16 protein-coding genes and 1 other RNA gene are annotated in these 14,837 nt (G+C 40.7%); 5 read left to right on the forward strand and 12 right to left on the reverse strand.

Going from position 1 to position 14,837, the window contains the following annotated elements:
- The 6 genes from trpC to AC6JAD_RS10785 all read right to left on the reverse strand — a co-directional run bounded on the left by trpC (position 1) and on the right by AC6JAD_RS10785 (position 4,982).
- Complete coding sequence (gene trpC, locus AC6JAD_RS10760; RefSeq protein WP_461305042.1) at positions 1 to 780, reverse strand: indole-3-glycerol phosphate synthase TrpC; 780 nt, start codon at positions 778 to 780, stop codon at positions 1 to 3.
- Positions 781 to 1,776 carry an anthranilate phosphoribosyltransferase gene (gene trpD, locus AC6JAD_RS10765; RefSeq protein ID WP_461305043.1) on the reverse strand — a complete coding sequence of 332 codons (996 nt, stop codon included), beginning with the start codon at positions 1,774 to 1,776 and terminating at the stop codon, positions 781 to 783.
- A 17-nt stretch (positions 1,777 to 1,793) separates the two neighbouring features.
- Positions 1,794 to 2,360: an anthranilate synthase component II gene (locus AC6JAD_RS10770; protein ID WP_461305044.1), complete on the reverse strand. Its 567-nt coding sequence runs from the start codon at positions 2,358 to 2,360 to the stop codon at positions 1,794 to 1,796.
- 1 nt (position 2,361) lies between these two features.
- The gene (locus AC6JAD_RS10775; RefSeq protein WP_461305045.1) at positions 2,362 to 3,762 is read right to left on the reverse strand and encodes an anthranilate synthase component I family protein; all 1,401 of its coding nucleotides are present in this window, start codon (positions 3,760 to 3,762) and stop codon (positions 2,362 to 2,364) included.
- 178 nt (positions 3,763 to 3,940) lie between these two features.
- Positions 3,941 to 4,510: a YceI family protein gene (locus AC6JAD_RS10780; RefSeq protein ID WP_461305046.1), complete on the reverse strand. Its 570-nt coding sequence runs from the start codon at positions 4,508 to 4,510 to the stop codon at positions 3,941 to 3,943.
- A gap of 16 nt (positions 4,511 to 4,526) precedes the next feature.
- Positions 4,527 to 4,982: a MarR family winged helix-turn-helix transcriptional regulator gene (locus tag AC6JAD_RS10785; RefSeq protein ID WP_461305047.1), complete on the reverse strand. Its 456-nt coding sequence runs from the start codon at positions 4,980 to 4,982 to the stop codon at positions 4,527 to 4,529.
- 162 nt (positions 4,983 to 5,144) lie between these two features.
- On the opposite strand from AC6JAD_RS10785, the gene AC6JAD_RS10790 reads away from it, so the two are divergent.
- The 4 genes from AC6JAD_RS10790 to AC6JAD_RS10805 all read left to right on the forward strand — a co-directional run bounded on the left by AC6JAD_RS10790 (position 5,145) and on the right by AC6JAD_RS10805 (position 7,194).
- Positions 5,145 to 5,693: a TlpA disulfide reductase family protein gene (locus tag AC6JAD_RS10790; protein ID WP_461305048.1), complete on the forward strand. Its 549-nt coding sequence runs from the start codon at positions 5,145 to 5,147 to the stop codon at positions 5,691 to 5,693.
- Between the two features lie 12 nt (positions 5,694 to 5,705).
- A complete protein-coding gene (locus AC6JAD_RS10795) occupies positions 5,706 to 6,362 on the forward strand; it encodes a thioredoxin family protein (protein WP_461305049.1) in 657 nt (218 codons plus the stop codon).
- A gap of 108 nt (positions 6,363 to 6,470) precedes the next feature.
- Positions 6,471 to 6,788, forward strand: coding sequence for a rhodanese-like domain-containing protein (locus AC6JAD_RS10800; RefSeq protein ID WP_461305050.1), 318 nt, complete (start codon positions 6,471 to 6,473; stop codon positions 6,786 to 6,788).
- Between the two features lie 10 nt (positions 6,789 to 6,798).
- Positions 6,799 to 7,194 carry a rhodanese-like domain-containing protein gene (locus AC6JAD_RS10805; RefSeq protein ID WP_461305051.1) on the forward strand — a complete coding sequence of 132 codons (396 nt, stop codon included), beginning with the start codon at positions 6,799 to 6,801 and terminating at the stop codon, positions 7,192 to 7,194.
- Between the two features lie 54 nt (positions 7,195 to 7,248).
- Here AC6JAD_RS10805 and AC6JAD_RS10810 read toward each other — a convergent pair whose 3' ends face one another.
- Both AC6JAD_RS10810 and ssrA read right to left on the reverse strand, forming a co-directional pair.
- On the reverse strand, positions 7,249 to 8,550 hold the full coding sequence (locus AC6JAD_RS10810) for a dipeptidase (protein ID WP_461305052.1): 1,302 nt from the start codon (positions 8,548 to 8,550) through the stop codon (positions 7,249 to 7,251).
- A 148-nt stretch (positions 8,551 to 8,698) separates the two neighbouring features.
- Positions 8,699 to 9,096: a transfer-messenger RNA gene (gene ssrA, locus AC6JAD_RS10815) on the reverse strand.
- A 117-nt stretch (positions 9,097 to 9,213) separates the two neighbouring features.
- On the opposite strand from ssrA, the gene AC6JAD_RS10820 reads away from it, so the two are divergent.
- On the forward strand, positions 9,214 to 10,422 hold the full coding sequence (locus AC6JAD_RS10820; RefSeq protein ID WP_461305116.1) for an NAD(P)-dependent oxidoreductase: 1,209 nt from the start codon (positions 9,214 to 9,216) through the stop codon (positions 10,420 to 10,422).
- On the opposite strand, the gene AC6JAD_RS10825 is transcribed toward AC6JAD_RS10820, so the two are convergent.
- The 4 genes from AC6JAD_RS10825 to creD are packed head-to-tail and all read right to left on the reverse strand — an operon-like array spanning position 10,419 to position 14,836.
- Positions 10,419 to 12,389, reverse strand: coding sequence for a DUF3858 domain-containing protein (locus AC6JAD_RS10825; protein ID WP_461305053.1), 1,971 nt, complete (start codon positions 12,387 to 12,389; stop codon positions 10,419 to 10,421). The two genes, AC6JAD_RS10820 and AC6JAD_RS10825, sit on opposite strands and share 4 nt — an antisense overlap.
- A gap of 36 nt (positions 12,390 to 12,425) precedes the next feature.
- Entirely contained in the window at positions 12,426 to 13,085 is a 660-nt protein-coding gene (locus AC6JAD_RS10830) for a DUF1361 domain-containing protein (RefSeq protein WP_461305054.1), read from the reverse strand.
- Positions 13,072 to 13,434, reverse strand: coding sequence for a ribosomal maturation YjgA family protein (locus AC6JAD_RS10835; protein WP_461305055.1), 363 nt, complete (start codon positions 13,432 to 13,434; stop codon positions 13,072 to 13,074). Before AC6JAD_RS10835 ends, AC6JAD_RS10830 begins: the two co-directional genes overlap by 14 nt.
- 55 nt (positions 13,435 to 13,489) lie before the next feature.
- Positions 13,490 to 14,836: a cell envelope integrity protein CreD gene (creD, locus tag AC6JAD_RS10840; RefSeq protein WP_461305056.1), complete on the reverse strand. Its 1,347-nt coding sequence runs from the start codon at positions 14,834 to 14,836 to the stop codon at positions 13,490 to 13,492.
- Position 14,837 lies beyond the last annotated feature (1 nt).

Here is a 14,837-nt window from a genome sequence, read left to right on the forward strand (position 1 = left end):
TTAAATATGGTCTATAAATTCTGCGGCCTTTAGCCCGGGGTTTTCACTTTTCATAAAATGCTCACCTATGAGAAACCCTTTATATCCATAGGGTCGAAGCTCATTTATTGCTTTAATACTGCTAATGCCACTTTCGGATACTTTCACAAAACTGTTTGGGATTTTTTCCGATAACATTTTACTTGTTTCCAGGGTAACCTCGAATGTTTTCAAGTTTCTATTGTTCACACCCAACATGTCAACGCTTGGAAGCAAGGATTTTTGTAATTCAATTTCGTTATGAACTTCCAGAAGAACATCTAATCCCAACGCTTTGGCCAATTGTGAAAAGGTTTTGAGCTCTTCTTCGGTAAGACATGCGGCAATTAACAAGATTGCATCTGCCCCATAAGCTTTGGCTTCGTGAATTTGGTACGGGTCGATTATGAACTCTTTGCGCAACAAAGGAATCTTTACAGATTGACGGGCGAGCACTAAATCTTCCAGTGAACCTCCAAAGAATTTGGTGTCGGTTAAAACCGAAATGGCACTTGCGCCTGCATGTTCATATCCCTTTACCACTTCATCCAATTGTACCTTGTCGTTTATAACGGACTTGCTTGGGGACTTTCTTTTGTGTTCGGCAATGATGCCAGAATTGGAATTCCGTATAGATTGTGCCATCGGGATACATTCCCTTTCGTACCAATTGGAAGACCTCAAAGTTGCTAGTGGAAATGCCTCTTTTTTGGCAGCGACCTCCTTGCTCTTATATGCTGTTATCTTTTGAAGTATGGTCATTTATTGAGTGCTTAGTTCTTGTAATTTGTTTAATGACGCTAAAGCCTTTCCAGATTGTAAACTATCCTTGGCCTTTTCGAAGCCTTCAGCTATACTACAGCCTTCGGTAGTTGCTATGGCCAATCCAGCATTGGCACAAACCACATTGTTTTGGGGTTCGGTTCCATGTCCATTAAGGATGTCAATAAAAATCTGTGCTGAGCTTTCGACGGTTTCCCCTCCATAAATATCACTTTGTTGTATTTGTGGAACACCAAATGTATCGGGTGAAAGGATTTTCTCCGTTCCGTTCGAAATCATTTTAACCGGGCCTGTAAGGGATACTTCGTCATAACCATCCATGGCATGAAGCACTGCAAAGTTTTTGGTTCCTTTTTGATAGAGGTACCCGTACATTCTGGCTAGCTCTAAATTGAAGACTCCCACCAATTGATTTTTAGGAAATGCTGGGTTTACCATAGGCCCCAACATATTAAAGAAGGTTTTAACCCCTAGTTCCCGTCGTATGGGTGCCACGTTTTTCATTGCTGGATGGAATAATGGGGCATGCAACACACATATACCGGCTTCATCCAAACATTTCCTGAGATACCCTGAATCGTTACTGAATTTTATTCCCAATTGTTCCATTACATTACTGCTCCCACTTATGGATGACACTCCATAATTACCATGTTTGGTCACCATAACCCCAGCGCCTGCGGTTACAAACGAAGCTAACGTGGATATGTTGAATGTATTCTTACCATCGCCGCCCGTTCCACAAAGATCTATGGTGTTGTAATCTGAAACATCTACAGGAACGCAGAGTTCGAGTAGGGCATCACGGAAACCTTCCAATTCTTCGAGGGCAATGCTACGCATCATGTATACCGTGATAAAGGCTGCTATCTGACTTGGATTGTGTGCACCTTCACTAATGGATACCAATACATTTCTGGCCTCTTCTTTAGAAAGTTGTTCGTGATTTATAAGTCTGTTTAATATATCTTTCATGGTCCAAGACACTTTGTTCAGGATGTGATCCAGTTTTTAATCATTTGTTTTCCTTTTGGGGTTAATACACTTTCGGGGTGAAATTGTACCCCACGGATATCGTATTCCTTATGACGGAGTGACATAATTTGTCCGTTTTCATCTACCGAAGTAATTTCCAATTGGGGAGGAAAGTCGTCCTTGGAAACTACCCATGAATGATATCGACCTATTTCAATTTCTTCTCCCAGGTCCTTAAACAGGGGTTCGTCTTTCACTAGTATGGTAGCTTTGGTAGCAACGCCATGAAAAACTTCGCTCAGGTTCATAATAGAACCACCAAATACTTCCCCAATAGCTTGCTGTCCTAGACAGACCCCTAAAATGGGCTTCTTCCCAGCGTACGCATGGATAACTTCTTTAAGCAGGCCGGCTTCATCTGGAATTCCGGGGCCGGGCGATAGTAGGATTTTGTCATATTGGGATACTTCTTCCAATTGAAACTGATCGTTTCTTTTTACGGTTACTTCCACGTCCAGTTCCTCTAGGTAGTGAACCAAGTTGTACACAAAGCTATCGTAATTGTCTATTACCAGTACTTTCATCTTATAGGGTTTCTGCTAATTCAAGTGCCCGCAGTAAGGCCCCTAACTTGTTGTACACTTCTTGTAATTCTTTTTCCTCATCACTTTCACTTACAATTCCTGCTCCTGCCTGAAAGTGCAATTGATGATCTTTGCTCACAAAGGACCGTATGATAATGGCGTGGTTAAAATTTCCATCGAAAGCCATGAAACCAAGGGCTCCTCCATAAAAATCCCGATTTACATTTTCATATTGCTCCAATAATTGCATGGCCCTATGCTTTGGAGCACCGCTTAGGGTTCCTGCAGGGAAAGTGTCTGCCACTATCTGAAGGGTAGGGGTATCCGGATTCTTGGTTGCGGTTACCTTGCTTACCAAATGAATGACATGGGAAAAAAATTGGACTTCTCGATAGGTCTCTACTTTTACATTGCTACCATGACGACTTAGGTCGTTTCTGGCGAGGTCTACCAACATGACGTGTTCACTATTCTCCTTTTCATCGGCAGCCAGTTCTTTGGCCAAAGCCGCATCTTTTTCATCGTTCCCTGTTCTTTTAAAAGTTCCCGCTATGGGATGAATCTCGGCTTGTTCCCCTTTTACAACGAGTTGTGCTTCGGGAGAGCTTCCAAATATTTTAAAGCTACCATAATCGAAATAGAACAAATAGGGAGATGGGTTTACACTTCGCAGGGCCCTATATACGTTAAACTCATCGCCTTCAAACTGCTGTGAAAATCGCTTGCTGGGCACGATCTGAAATACATCACCACGGGCACAATGGCTTTTACAGGTTCTAACCAGTTCCTTAAAACTTTCATCATCTATATTAGTGCTGGGAGCACCTTTTTTTGAAAAGGGATACTCGGCAAAGTTTTTGGATCGAAGAAGTTGTTCAATCCGGGCAATGTTGCTATCATTTTCGTAGCAATGTGCAAAAATATAGGCTTCGTTGTTGAAATGGTTAACCGCGATGATGTTCTGGTATACGGCATAATGCAAATCGGGGATTTGCAGGTCGCCTTCTTTTTTTGAGATATCGATGTTCTCAAAATATCGAACGGCATCGTAGGCCATATAGCCAAAAAGGCCATTGTGTATGAACTTGAAATTTTCGGATTCTTTGCATTCGAATGAAGTAGCGAATGCATTTAATAGGGCTGTGACATCCGTAGTTTCGGTTATTTGTGTCTCTGTCACTTTCCCGTCTGGGAATTGTTGTAATACCTTTTCGTTTTCAACTGTAATGGATGCAATTGGATTGAAGCAGACATAACTAAAGGTGTTATCATTTGCCCTGTAGTCGCTACTTTCCAATAGCAAGCTATTGGGAAATTTATCACGAAGCCTAAGGTACACAGAGACTGGGGTCAAGGTGTCTGCCAACAACTTCTTTGAATATGTTTTTAAGGTGTATTTCATTTTCGTAAAAATAAAAAAGGCTTATCGTGATGATAAGCCTTCGTGTATATTTTTCACACTAGTGGTTATGCTCACGACATTCGACGTAAGTTTTTCCACCACCAAGTATGTGTATTGTTCATTTGCATTGTTGGTTCAAATATAGAAATGAAATTTTAAATGACAAATGAAATTAAAATTAAAATTTCAATGTTACATCCAAGTCAAACATGTCGTTAATAGCTTTGTCGCCCAAGTTGTCGAAAAAGCTGCCAGATCCATGCCTAATTCCGAACTTAGTTCTATCGATACTCACCTTGGCATTGGCAGTTTTTCCGTTCATATCCATAGTAAAGCTAATGGGCTGGGTTACCCCTTTAATGGTAATGCTACCTTCGACGGCGTAAGAATTCCCGGTTTTGGAACTTCCTGCGATCACTAATCTAGCTGTTGGATGCTCGGCTACTCCAAAGAAGTCGTCACTGCTTAAGTGACCTTCCAGTTTTTCTTTCCCTCTTCCTGCTTTTAAATCTGTTACTTGCAGGCTGGTCATGTCGATAATGAAATTACCACCTACAATGCGATCGTCATTCATTTTAATGTACCCTTCTTTTAGGCTAATGGTTCCTGTGTGCTGGCCAGTTACTTTCTTACCTACCCATGTAATAGTGCTCTCTTGAACTTTCCATACCTTGTCTACCGGTGGTGTGAACGCAGCAAAAGAAGTTGCAATGATGGCAATTAATAGGACTTTAAGTGTCTTTTTCATGTTGTTGATTTTTAAGTTATTCATTTTTCCTCAGTTTATCTAATAGTGTATTTAATGTATTCAATTCTGTTTGTGAAAGGTGTTTTAAAATATCCTTATTTGCATTTTCGGTAACGGGATCCAAATCCTTTAATAGGTTTAGTCCGTCATCTGTAATAAAAATTTCAACCTTTCTTCGGTTTGCTTCACAGACTCTTCTCTGTACAAGATCCTTGCCAATTAATTTATCTACCAAACGAGAGGTGTTACTGCTCTTGTCTATCATGCGTTCTTGAAGGGTCGATAAATTAGCGGGTTTCCCATTCTGTCCCCTTAAAATTCGTAGTACATTGTATTGTTGCATGGAAATATCCCGTTCGCGAAAACGATCGATCTGTTTCTCAATATACCGAGCGGTATACATAATATTGATCACCGTTTTGGTGGGAAGTTCCATTTTTTTTGTGGCCTTTATGGCTTCTTCAATTGTCATAAATGTATCTACAATTGTTGTAGGTACAAATGTATAATAATTTTTTTGTTCCCTTATCACTTTAACAGGATTTTAATTTTTTAACAGTCATTTGGTGGCATGCGGTAATAAGGATTTGTTAAATAGGTCATTCGTATCTCGGACTTTACCTATTTTTAAAACATGAAACGTTTGTATCCCTTTCTTATAAGTCTAGTATTGATAACGGCCTGTAAAGAAACGCCCGCGTCTGTGGAGGATCAGGAAGTTGCCGCCATTCAATCAGAATCTGAAGAAGAAACGAATCCTCATAGTTCTTTAATACCCATATTAGATTTTAATGAATTGGAGGACAGGTACCTAGAGATTGAAAATGACACAACCTATGTGGTCAATTTTTGGGCTACATGGTGCAAGCCCTGTGTGAAGGAGCTACCGGCTTTTGAACAGTTATGGCATACTTACAGGGATAATAAGGTAAAAGTGGTATTGGTAAGTTTAGACTTTCCTGAAAAAATTGAAGCAGGTGTCATTCCCTTTATCGAAAAAAGAGGGATAGCATCTAAGGTGGTTTTATTAGACGATCCCGATGCCAACTCCTGGATACCTAAGGTAAGTGAAGAGTGGAGTGGAGCCATACCGGCTACCATTATTGTTACTAAGGATGCACGCAAATTTTATGAACGTTCCTTTACCTATGAAGAGTTAGAACAAGAAGTCAAATCAATATAAACACAAAGAACCATGAAAATTAAAAAGTTACTTACATTGGAATTTGCCGCGTTGCTGGTTTCTTTTATCGCTTTTTCGGCATTTATCAATTCTTCCCAGAATGAGCCAGTAACAACTAATGTATCACTGGATGCTGGATATACTATTGGCGACGAAGCAGCAGGCATTAATTTGAAAAACGTAAACGGTGAGATGGTTTCCTATGAGGACTATCCGGACGCCAAGGGTTTTATTGTCATCTTTACCTGTAATACCTGCCCTTATGCGGTTGCCAGTGAAGATCGAATTATCGCCTTGGACAGCGAGTTTAAAAGCAAAGGTTATCCTGTGATAGCGATTAACCCAAATGATCCTGCGGTTCAACCGGACGATACGTTTGAAAGAATGCAGCAAAAAGCTAAGGACAAGGGATTTACCTTCCCGTATCTTTTCGATGAATCCAAAAGTGTGTATGCCGAGTACGGTGCCAAGAAAACACCACATGTGTACTTACTTCACAAAGAGAATAACAAGAACATTGTAAAGTACATTGGTGCCATAGACGACAACGTGCGAAACGGTGCTGCCGTGAAGGAGCGTTTCTTGGCCAATGCCATTTATGAGTTGTTGGATGGTAAGGAAGTTACCGTAAAAGAAACAAGGGCTATTGGATGCTCTATAAAGGTGTAAAAAAATAAAATTACTTTGTTTAACATTTTTCCCGACTTGTTTTTGTAACATTTCGGGATTTTTTACGTCTATTGAACAGAGATTTTGTAATTTTAAGGAAAAATTAACATGATGCAAGACCTTACCCAAAGCCAGTGGACAGAACAATTAGCGCAAGATAATGACGCTATTGTATTAGACGTTCGCACCGATATGGAAGTGGCCGAAGGCATGATCCCCAATGCTAAACAAATTAATATTCAGGACGCTGGCAATTTCATGCAACAGGCACAGGAATTGGATAAATCTAAAAGCTATTATATCTACTGTAGATCTGGGGGACGTAGTGCCCAAGCTTGTATGATTTTAAATTCTTTGGGCTTTTCTAACACTTATAATCTTATGGGTGGTATGATGGAATGGCAAGGAGAGGTAGTGATCATATAAACTAACCATTATGAAAAAGATATTAGTAATGGCCCTCATGGCCAGTATTGTTATTCTCGGTTCCTGTAAAGAGGAAAACACTCGGGAAATTGAAATGGTATCTGCGATGAAAGTGTATGAAGCTGTGTATGGAGAGGAAAACTTACAACTGATAGACGTAAGGACTCAAGAAGAGTTCTCGGTGAGTCATTTAAAAAATGCTCAAAATATTTGTGTGACCAGTAACAACTTTAAAGAGAAGGTTGCCTCACTGGACAAGGAAAAACCCGTATATGTATATTGTAAAAAAGGAGGGAGAAGTGCCAAAGCAGCTTCCATTCTTAAAGATATGGGGTTTACCAAAGTATATGACCTACAAGGAGGCATTACCTCTTGGCAGGAAGAAGGTCTGGAAACTATTAATTAAGAATACCAAACCACCTTACGAATTAAAGGCGATCCATGTTGGGATGGCCTTTTTTTATGTTCCTTTCTGAAGTTCTGCAGCCACGGCTTGTACTTCGTCCAACACACGCAATAAGTTACCGCTCCATAACTGACCAATTTCTTCTTCAGTGTATCCCCTTCGGACTAATTCTAAAGTAACATTAAAGGTTTCTGAAGCATCACTCCAACCTTCAATTCCTCCGCCACCATCAAAATCACTACTAATTCCCACATGGTCCAATCCCATTTTTCCCACTAGATAATCAATATGATCCACAAAATCGGAAACACTTACTTCTGGTGGTAAATCAGTCATGGTTTCTGTTTTGGCTCGAACAATCCTAGACATTTCTTCATAAGCGGCATAATACGAATCGCGGTATTCAGGTTCCAGCTTGCGAACCTCGGGCCAGCTTAATAACATCATGCCCAGCGAATCCATTACTTGTTCCTGAAGTGCCTTTACTTCCTTGTTTCTGGCTTCATATTTCTCTGTATTCAAGTAACTCCGAAAAGCTACTGTTTGCACAACACCGCCATTTTCTTTCATCCACTGCAGTTGTTCATCATCTAGGTTTCGACTATGATCACAAAGTGCCCTTGCCGAAGAGTGGGAGGCAATTATTGGAGCTTCGCTCAATTCGATCATTTGTCGCATGGATTCTTTAGAGGGATGGGATACGTCTATCATCATGCCCAGTCTGTTCATTTCGGCGACCACTTCCTTTCCTAGGTCACTTAGGCCATTGTGTAACCAAACCCCATCTGCTTCTCCTGTATTACTATCGCACAATTGACTGTGCCCATTATGGGATAAAGACATATAGCGCCCTCCTAGATCATAAAACTTCTTTACATTGGCAATATCCATACCCACAGGATATCCGTTTTCTATCCCGATCATGGCGACCTTTTTTCCCTTGGCTTTAATGGCTCTAACTTCGTCAGAGGTCGTAGCCAATTCTATGTCATTGGGGGCAAACTGAGTGACCAAATTGTGTATGGCATCGAATTTAGAAATGGCATTTTCATAGGCGGCTTCAAACCCTTGATCGGTTAAGGAATCCTGCCCTGTATAGACAATGAACCAGGCTACATCCAATCCGCCCGCTTTCATTTTAGGGAGGGTCACTTGGGTTTCCAATTCTTGGGTATAATTGATGGTATCGGTAAAATTCTTTACGTTGATATCGCAATGTGTGTCTAGTGTAATTACGCGTTCATGGATACCTTGAGCCTTTGCAATGAGCTGATCTTCGGTCATAGGGGTTTCTTTGGGGTTATTGCAAGAATAAATTGCTAGAGTGGTAATGAAAAGAACAAGAATACGCTTCATATGGTTTTGTTTTGTTTAAAGGTAGGGATTATTCGGCAATGGGAATACCTTTAGCAATCCCTATGGCACCAGTCCTACAAATAGAAATTTCCTGTTTGCTCCACATGCAAGCGTTTTCCAATAAAAAAGCCTCCCTTAGGAGGCTATAAAGTGGAGCCGGAGGGAGTCGAACCCTCGTCCAAACGTGCAACTGCACCGCTTTCTACATGTTTAGTTTTTGTTCAGGTTTTCGACCCATTGCCGGTCAAAAACTACCAACGCAAGGCTTAGCTCCTTAAATTTCGCAAAGGTATCGAAGCAGTACCCCTGCTAGGTTTACTTTTACGAAGTCACTATATCAAAAACCGTAAACCAAGGTGTTTGAGTGACTTCCTGCTTGTCTACCTTGTAGACCGAGGCATTATCCTACTATAATTCAGATTATGCAGCTAGGGCGTAATTATTATCGCCGTTTAAAAAGTGTGAAATATGATATTTACGAGCTATATCCCAGCGCTCGACATGCTTACTGTACCGTTAGACCCGCTGTCAAAACCAGTCGGCCCCATGGTGTTTCAATGAACGATTGAAGTCTGCAAAGATACACCAAAAAGCCTATCTTTGCACTCGCCTTTCGAAAAGGAGGCTTCACCTTGTTTAAATCAAAAAGTATTCCAAATGGCAATTACCTTCGCTATTATCAAAGAGCGCAAGAATCCACCCGACAGACGTGTCGTTTTTTCACCAGAAAAGTGTCAAGAAGTCATTCAACAGTATCCAGACGCCAAAATCGTGATCGAAAGCTCCGATATTCGCATTTTTCCCGATGCAGCCTATCGGGACCATGGATTGGAAGTTTCTGATGATATTTCGACGGCAGAGGTCATGCTTGGGGTAAAAGAGGTACCCATTGAGGCGCTCCTACCGAATAAGAAATACTTTTTCTTTAGCCACACCATAAAAAAACAGCCCTATAACAGAAAGTTACTTCGTGCAATTCTTGATAGGAAGATTGAGCTGTACGATCATGAAACCATTATAAAGGAAAATGGAGCCCGGCTTATTGGTTTTGGTCGTTATGCAGGATTGGTGGGAGCCTATAACGGATTTAGACTTATGGGACTGCGGGATGGATTGTTCAATCTACCCAAAGTAGAGCATCTGGCCGATTTGAATGCTGTGAAACAGGAATTGGATAAGATTAGCCTACCCAATATCAAGATTCTACTTACAGGAACAGGCAAAGTGGCCATAGGAGCCAAAGAGATCTTAGATCACTTGCAAATTCGGGAAGTGACCGACGAAGCTTATTTAACCCAAGACTTTAACGAACCCGTGTACTGCCGTGCCGATGTTACGGAATACGTGCGTCGTTCCGATGGAAAACCCATGGATAAATATGCCTTTTATGCAGACCCGAGTGGTCATGAAAGTGATTTTATGCAATATGCGGCAGTCTCCGATTTCTTTATCGCGGGACATTTTTATGGGGATGGAGCTCCGTTCCTATTTACAAGGGAAGATGCAAAAAAACCTGAATTCAAAATTAATTTGGTAGCGGATGTGTCATGTGATATCGATGGTCCTGTTGCCAGTACGATTAAACCTTCTACGATTGCAGATCCTTTTTACGGATACGATCCTGTTTCCGAAAGTGAGGTCTCCATTGATAGTCCAGGGGCCATTGGTGTTATGGCAGTAGATAATTTACCCTGTGAGTTGCCTAAGGATGCCAGCGAAGGGTTTGGCGATATGTTTATGGAGCATGTGATCCCAGCTTTTTTTAACAATGATAGTGATGGCATCTTGGAACGCGCCCGAATGACCACTTCTGAAGGGACATTGACAGACCGTTATAGTTATCTTCAAGATTACGTAGACGGGACCGACTAACCTTTTTGTACGACAATAGGTTCTTTTGTGGTAATCTGAACCGTTTTCGAAAAGAAATCCTTTAAAGCAGGGTAGTATTCTGGAGGGAAATCATGCTTTACCAGTTTAAAATTAAGACGCACGTTCAATGTATTGCCTTCACTAGCGTATGCCACAGTGCAGGTTCCGGCACCTTCGGGTAATTTCATGCTTTTATTGGTCGGAAGGCTTTTTATGGTCAAACCTTCATCTAGCGTAAGTCTCATGAGGTAGGTAAAGTTCATTGGATGTCCCATTTCTACGAGGTAATCACGGGTTTCAAGCTTAAACGGGTTTTCGTTTAGGTATTCCAATAAGAAAAAGGTGGGAAGGTAATAGTCGTTGCCAATAACTTCTGTTTCCATTTCAATTTCATAGCGTTCCTTTAGGTTTCCTTCGAGATCTTTTACATTTTCCAGTACTAAATCTGAAATTTCAAGGGCCTCATTTCGTGATTCCTTATCACTTATATAGTCTTCTTGGGATTGGGTTCCAATTTGGTAACGTTTGTAGGCACCATAGTAACCCACATGTTGTTCGCCCACTGTTCCGGTGAGCAAACCATCACTGTTCAAGGATAGTACACTATTTAAATAAATGACGTTTTTGGAGTAGGGAAGCACTGGGTGCCAGTAGCTACCCTTTTTAAAATTCATTATACGAGCAACAGTGTTTAAGGCTCTGTAGGGCAGCATGCCGAAAGGGGAATACTTGCTGGTTGCGTCCAAGTAGTATTCATGATCTCCAATTTTAAGCCACGCCATGACATAATTGAACTCAGTTAGAATGGGAAATAGTTGATTGGGAATTCCCGAATCCCGTGTGGCGCTTAATACCAATTGGGTGTCTTCCAATCCAGCAGCGCGTAGTGCATTAATTAATGACAGATTAATTTCGGCAATATTCCCAGATTTCGATTCGAAAGCGTTTTTTACACTGATGTCGTTAAAGATTCGGTATTCGCCATTCCATGTATAGTAATCCTGAATAAAGTAATACACCGCTTTTGCTTTTTCAAGGGGATCGGTAATAGCCAAAATCTCGGCCGGCAATTGTTTTTCGAAAAAGGATTTGTACTTAAGTTGCCTTCCCATCTCCTTATCTGTACGGAATTCACTGTCAACGTCCTTCCATTCCTTGGTATGTTTCGTCCGTTCTCCAGTAAAGCTGAAACTCTCCTTAAGTTCATATTTCACCTTGGCGATGTAGTTGTTCCGTGCGAGCATATAATCTTCTTCCTTAAAAGCGGGAATGTCTTTCATGGCATAAAATTCATAGGTACAATCTGCCGCATCTCCATAACCATCTACCGAAAAACAATTGTCTTTTATGGAAGTATCATGAATATCCAATTCCCGTCCCCCATGAAGCCCGATCCTATAGGTGTAATTTCCCGGTATTTCTGAAATAAACTCGCTGTAAATCGTTGGGTAATCCCCTTGGAACTCCCATTGATAGGTACTAAAGTAAGGAGACTCCAATGTGTAGGTGTATTCCAAAATACTACCGGTTTTTACATTGGGAAACGTGAAAGCCTTATAATACCAATTCTCTGTAGGGTCCTTGGTATAAATATCCTTGCCGTTTACATATACCCCTGTCCCATTATAATGGCTTATTGCCTTAATATTCGTGATTTCCTGCCCAGTATCATCACCTCTATAGTAAGGAATTTCTATAGTAGCCCCATCAAAGCGATCTGCATCAAGCACTTTTATTTTCTTGTGTACCACTTTTTTAATTCTGAGATATCTGTGTTCTGTAAGAAATACGGATACTTTCCCTTTCGAATAGAGCTCTATCGCCTCCGCATCAGGATCGTTGGCATAACGTTCTAAAGACCAGTCCTCTTGGGAGGGTTTTCCGAATTCGACTTTTTTTGGTGATTGTGCGCTTAAGTTGCTGGTAAGTAGAAGAATAACCAGCCAGTAGTACATTCTGAATTTCATAGAGTCACATTGGCTTCAATTGAAACTCAAATTACATTAATTTTTCAATGGTGAAAAAGTTTTTTTGAAGAATCCGTAAAGAATTAGAAGGCCAAGGCCGAATGCCAATGTGGTTACCCAAGCCAGCAAATGATCGAATGGATAGATGATAATATTGAAGATGTCGTTCATAAGCCCCCTTGGATTCTGAATGATGTCCCATGAGTTCCATCGAAGGAATCGACCTAAATAGATGCCAAAACCCGTTAGGAATGGCAAAAGGACCAGAACAAGACGGATCATTCTTTTTGAAAAATGGCTCCTCCACAATAATTCCATATCCCGAAGGGAATAGACATAACATATCATTCCGGCAATCGTGAAAATGGCGAGCATAAATCCATCGAATATCGGATGGGAGTTGGGATGGTTAAGATGTAGGAAATCGGTTAGGATATAAGGAGCATTGGGCAGGAATACAAGCCAAATACCACTTCCTAAGATTACTGCAGTTCTGTTTGGGTTTTTATGCGAAAGGTAGGTAGATATCATAAACGGAATCCATGCTAGGAATAGGTTCCAGACCAAGAACAAATAGAAAAAGGACAGCGTAAATTTTAACCGAAGCATCAATACAAATAAACTAATTGATGAGAAGGCCAGAATGGGGAACAGCAGTTCGAATCGGGTGATAAAGAATTGTTTAATTTTTTTCATTTTTTGATAATTTTTCAGCAATTAAGATGATAAAGGCACCAGTGAAATAGGCGATGAGGTCCCATGGATCGAATGTATTTCCCAAGACCAATTCCAATAGCCTAGATTGAATACCAAGGGATTCGAGTATGTGGAAACCCTGTAGCACTTCAATGATAATTGCGATGAACAGTGTAATGAGTAAAGCCGAAATCATGGAGAAGCGGAACAGCACCCGAATAAGAGAGTAGAGCAGTGGTATGACCAGTACATCGCCAACAAAACCACGAATAAAGCGGTGAAACTGAAAAAAAGCAATAGCCATTTCGGTTACCAATAATAATGTGAATACAGTGAGATACCTTTTCATGAAATGAAATGTCGGTCTGCTAAATTTGTGATAAAGCAGACCGACATTAATTTAGTTATTCGTTATTCCAATCTATTTTTCGCGAAGCAAACATGATGATGGCCAAGATCGTAAAGAGGCCAATGCTTCCTACCAAGAGCGCGTAGTTTTCCAATTGAATGATCACGTAAATAAATCCATAAAGGGAAGCTAGGGAAGCTCCGATCAATAATGGAAACCTGAATCCATTTAGGATAGCCCGTGAATATATCGTGATAAGACCTAATACCGCCAAAGCCGATATTCCATAGGCTTTCAAGAAACTACTATGCTCGCTTATAGAAATAAGCAAGGTATAAAACATGACAAGTGCCAGACCAATCATAATGTATTGGAACGGATGGATATATATTTTGCTCACCAATTGAATGAGCAAGAAGACCAATAGGGTAAGGCCAATAACCATAAACCCGTATTTCGCAGTCCTTTCACTTTTTTGATATTCATCTACGGGAACGATTAGTTTAGCGCCAAAGGAGAACTCCATGAGATCTGGAAAGTTATTATAGAATTGTTGTTGAAACTGGCGATTAATCTGAAGTACCTTCCATGAGGCAGTGAACCCATTATCTGTTACTTCCCTCTGTTCGGGAAGATAATTCCCGTCAAAACTGGGTGAATTCCAATTGGAAGACATGCTTGCGGTGGTCTCTTTACCAATGGGAATGAACTTTAAGCTTTCACTACCATTTACCCTCATGTTTAATTGAAAGGGCAAGCTTTCATTCGCGTCCAAAGAGAAAGATTGTGAGAGTTCACTTTCTACCGTATTCATATAATTTTGCGAATATTGAGGGTTCATAGCAAGGCTTTCCTCTCCCAATTGCATAGCCAAGGTGGTTCGGATTCCCTTTAGGTTCGAGGTTTTTATCAATACTGAGATTTTGTCCCATACAATATCCTCAGGCTTAATATCGCGTTCGGAGAGGTCTATTTCCGGAAAATTTCCACTGATGTTGAGGTCCGATGTAAAAACGACCGATTCATATATTCCTCTTTTCAAGGGTTGTTCTGCAATATTGGCTTTTGAGGTAATAGACAGCTTATCGGGAAAGATGTAGGCATGGTTCATTATTTCCTCAGTCTTTATTTCGAAGCTCTTGGTTTTTTCTATGTACACTTTCTCTTCCTTATAGGTTTTATAAGGGACTTTTAGGATAGGGCCAGAAAAGATGACTTCGTTACCCCATTTATTGTTTATTTCCTGTACCACTTCCTGCTGCCTGAAGGAGCGTTCGGTGATCAAGCCTTTTACAAATTCCAAGGGGACGAGCAATACGATTAAGAGAAACCCCACCACTAGCATTCTAGCGGTAATGGAGTTGCGTAGCCATGACGAAAATTTTGCTTTTTTAGGTTCCATA

This window comes from Aureisphaera sp., from assembly GCF_059726885.1.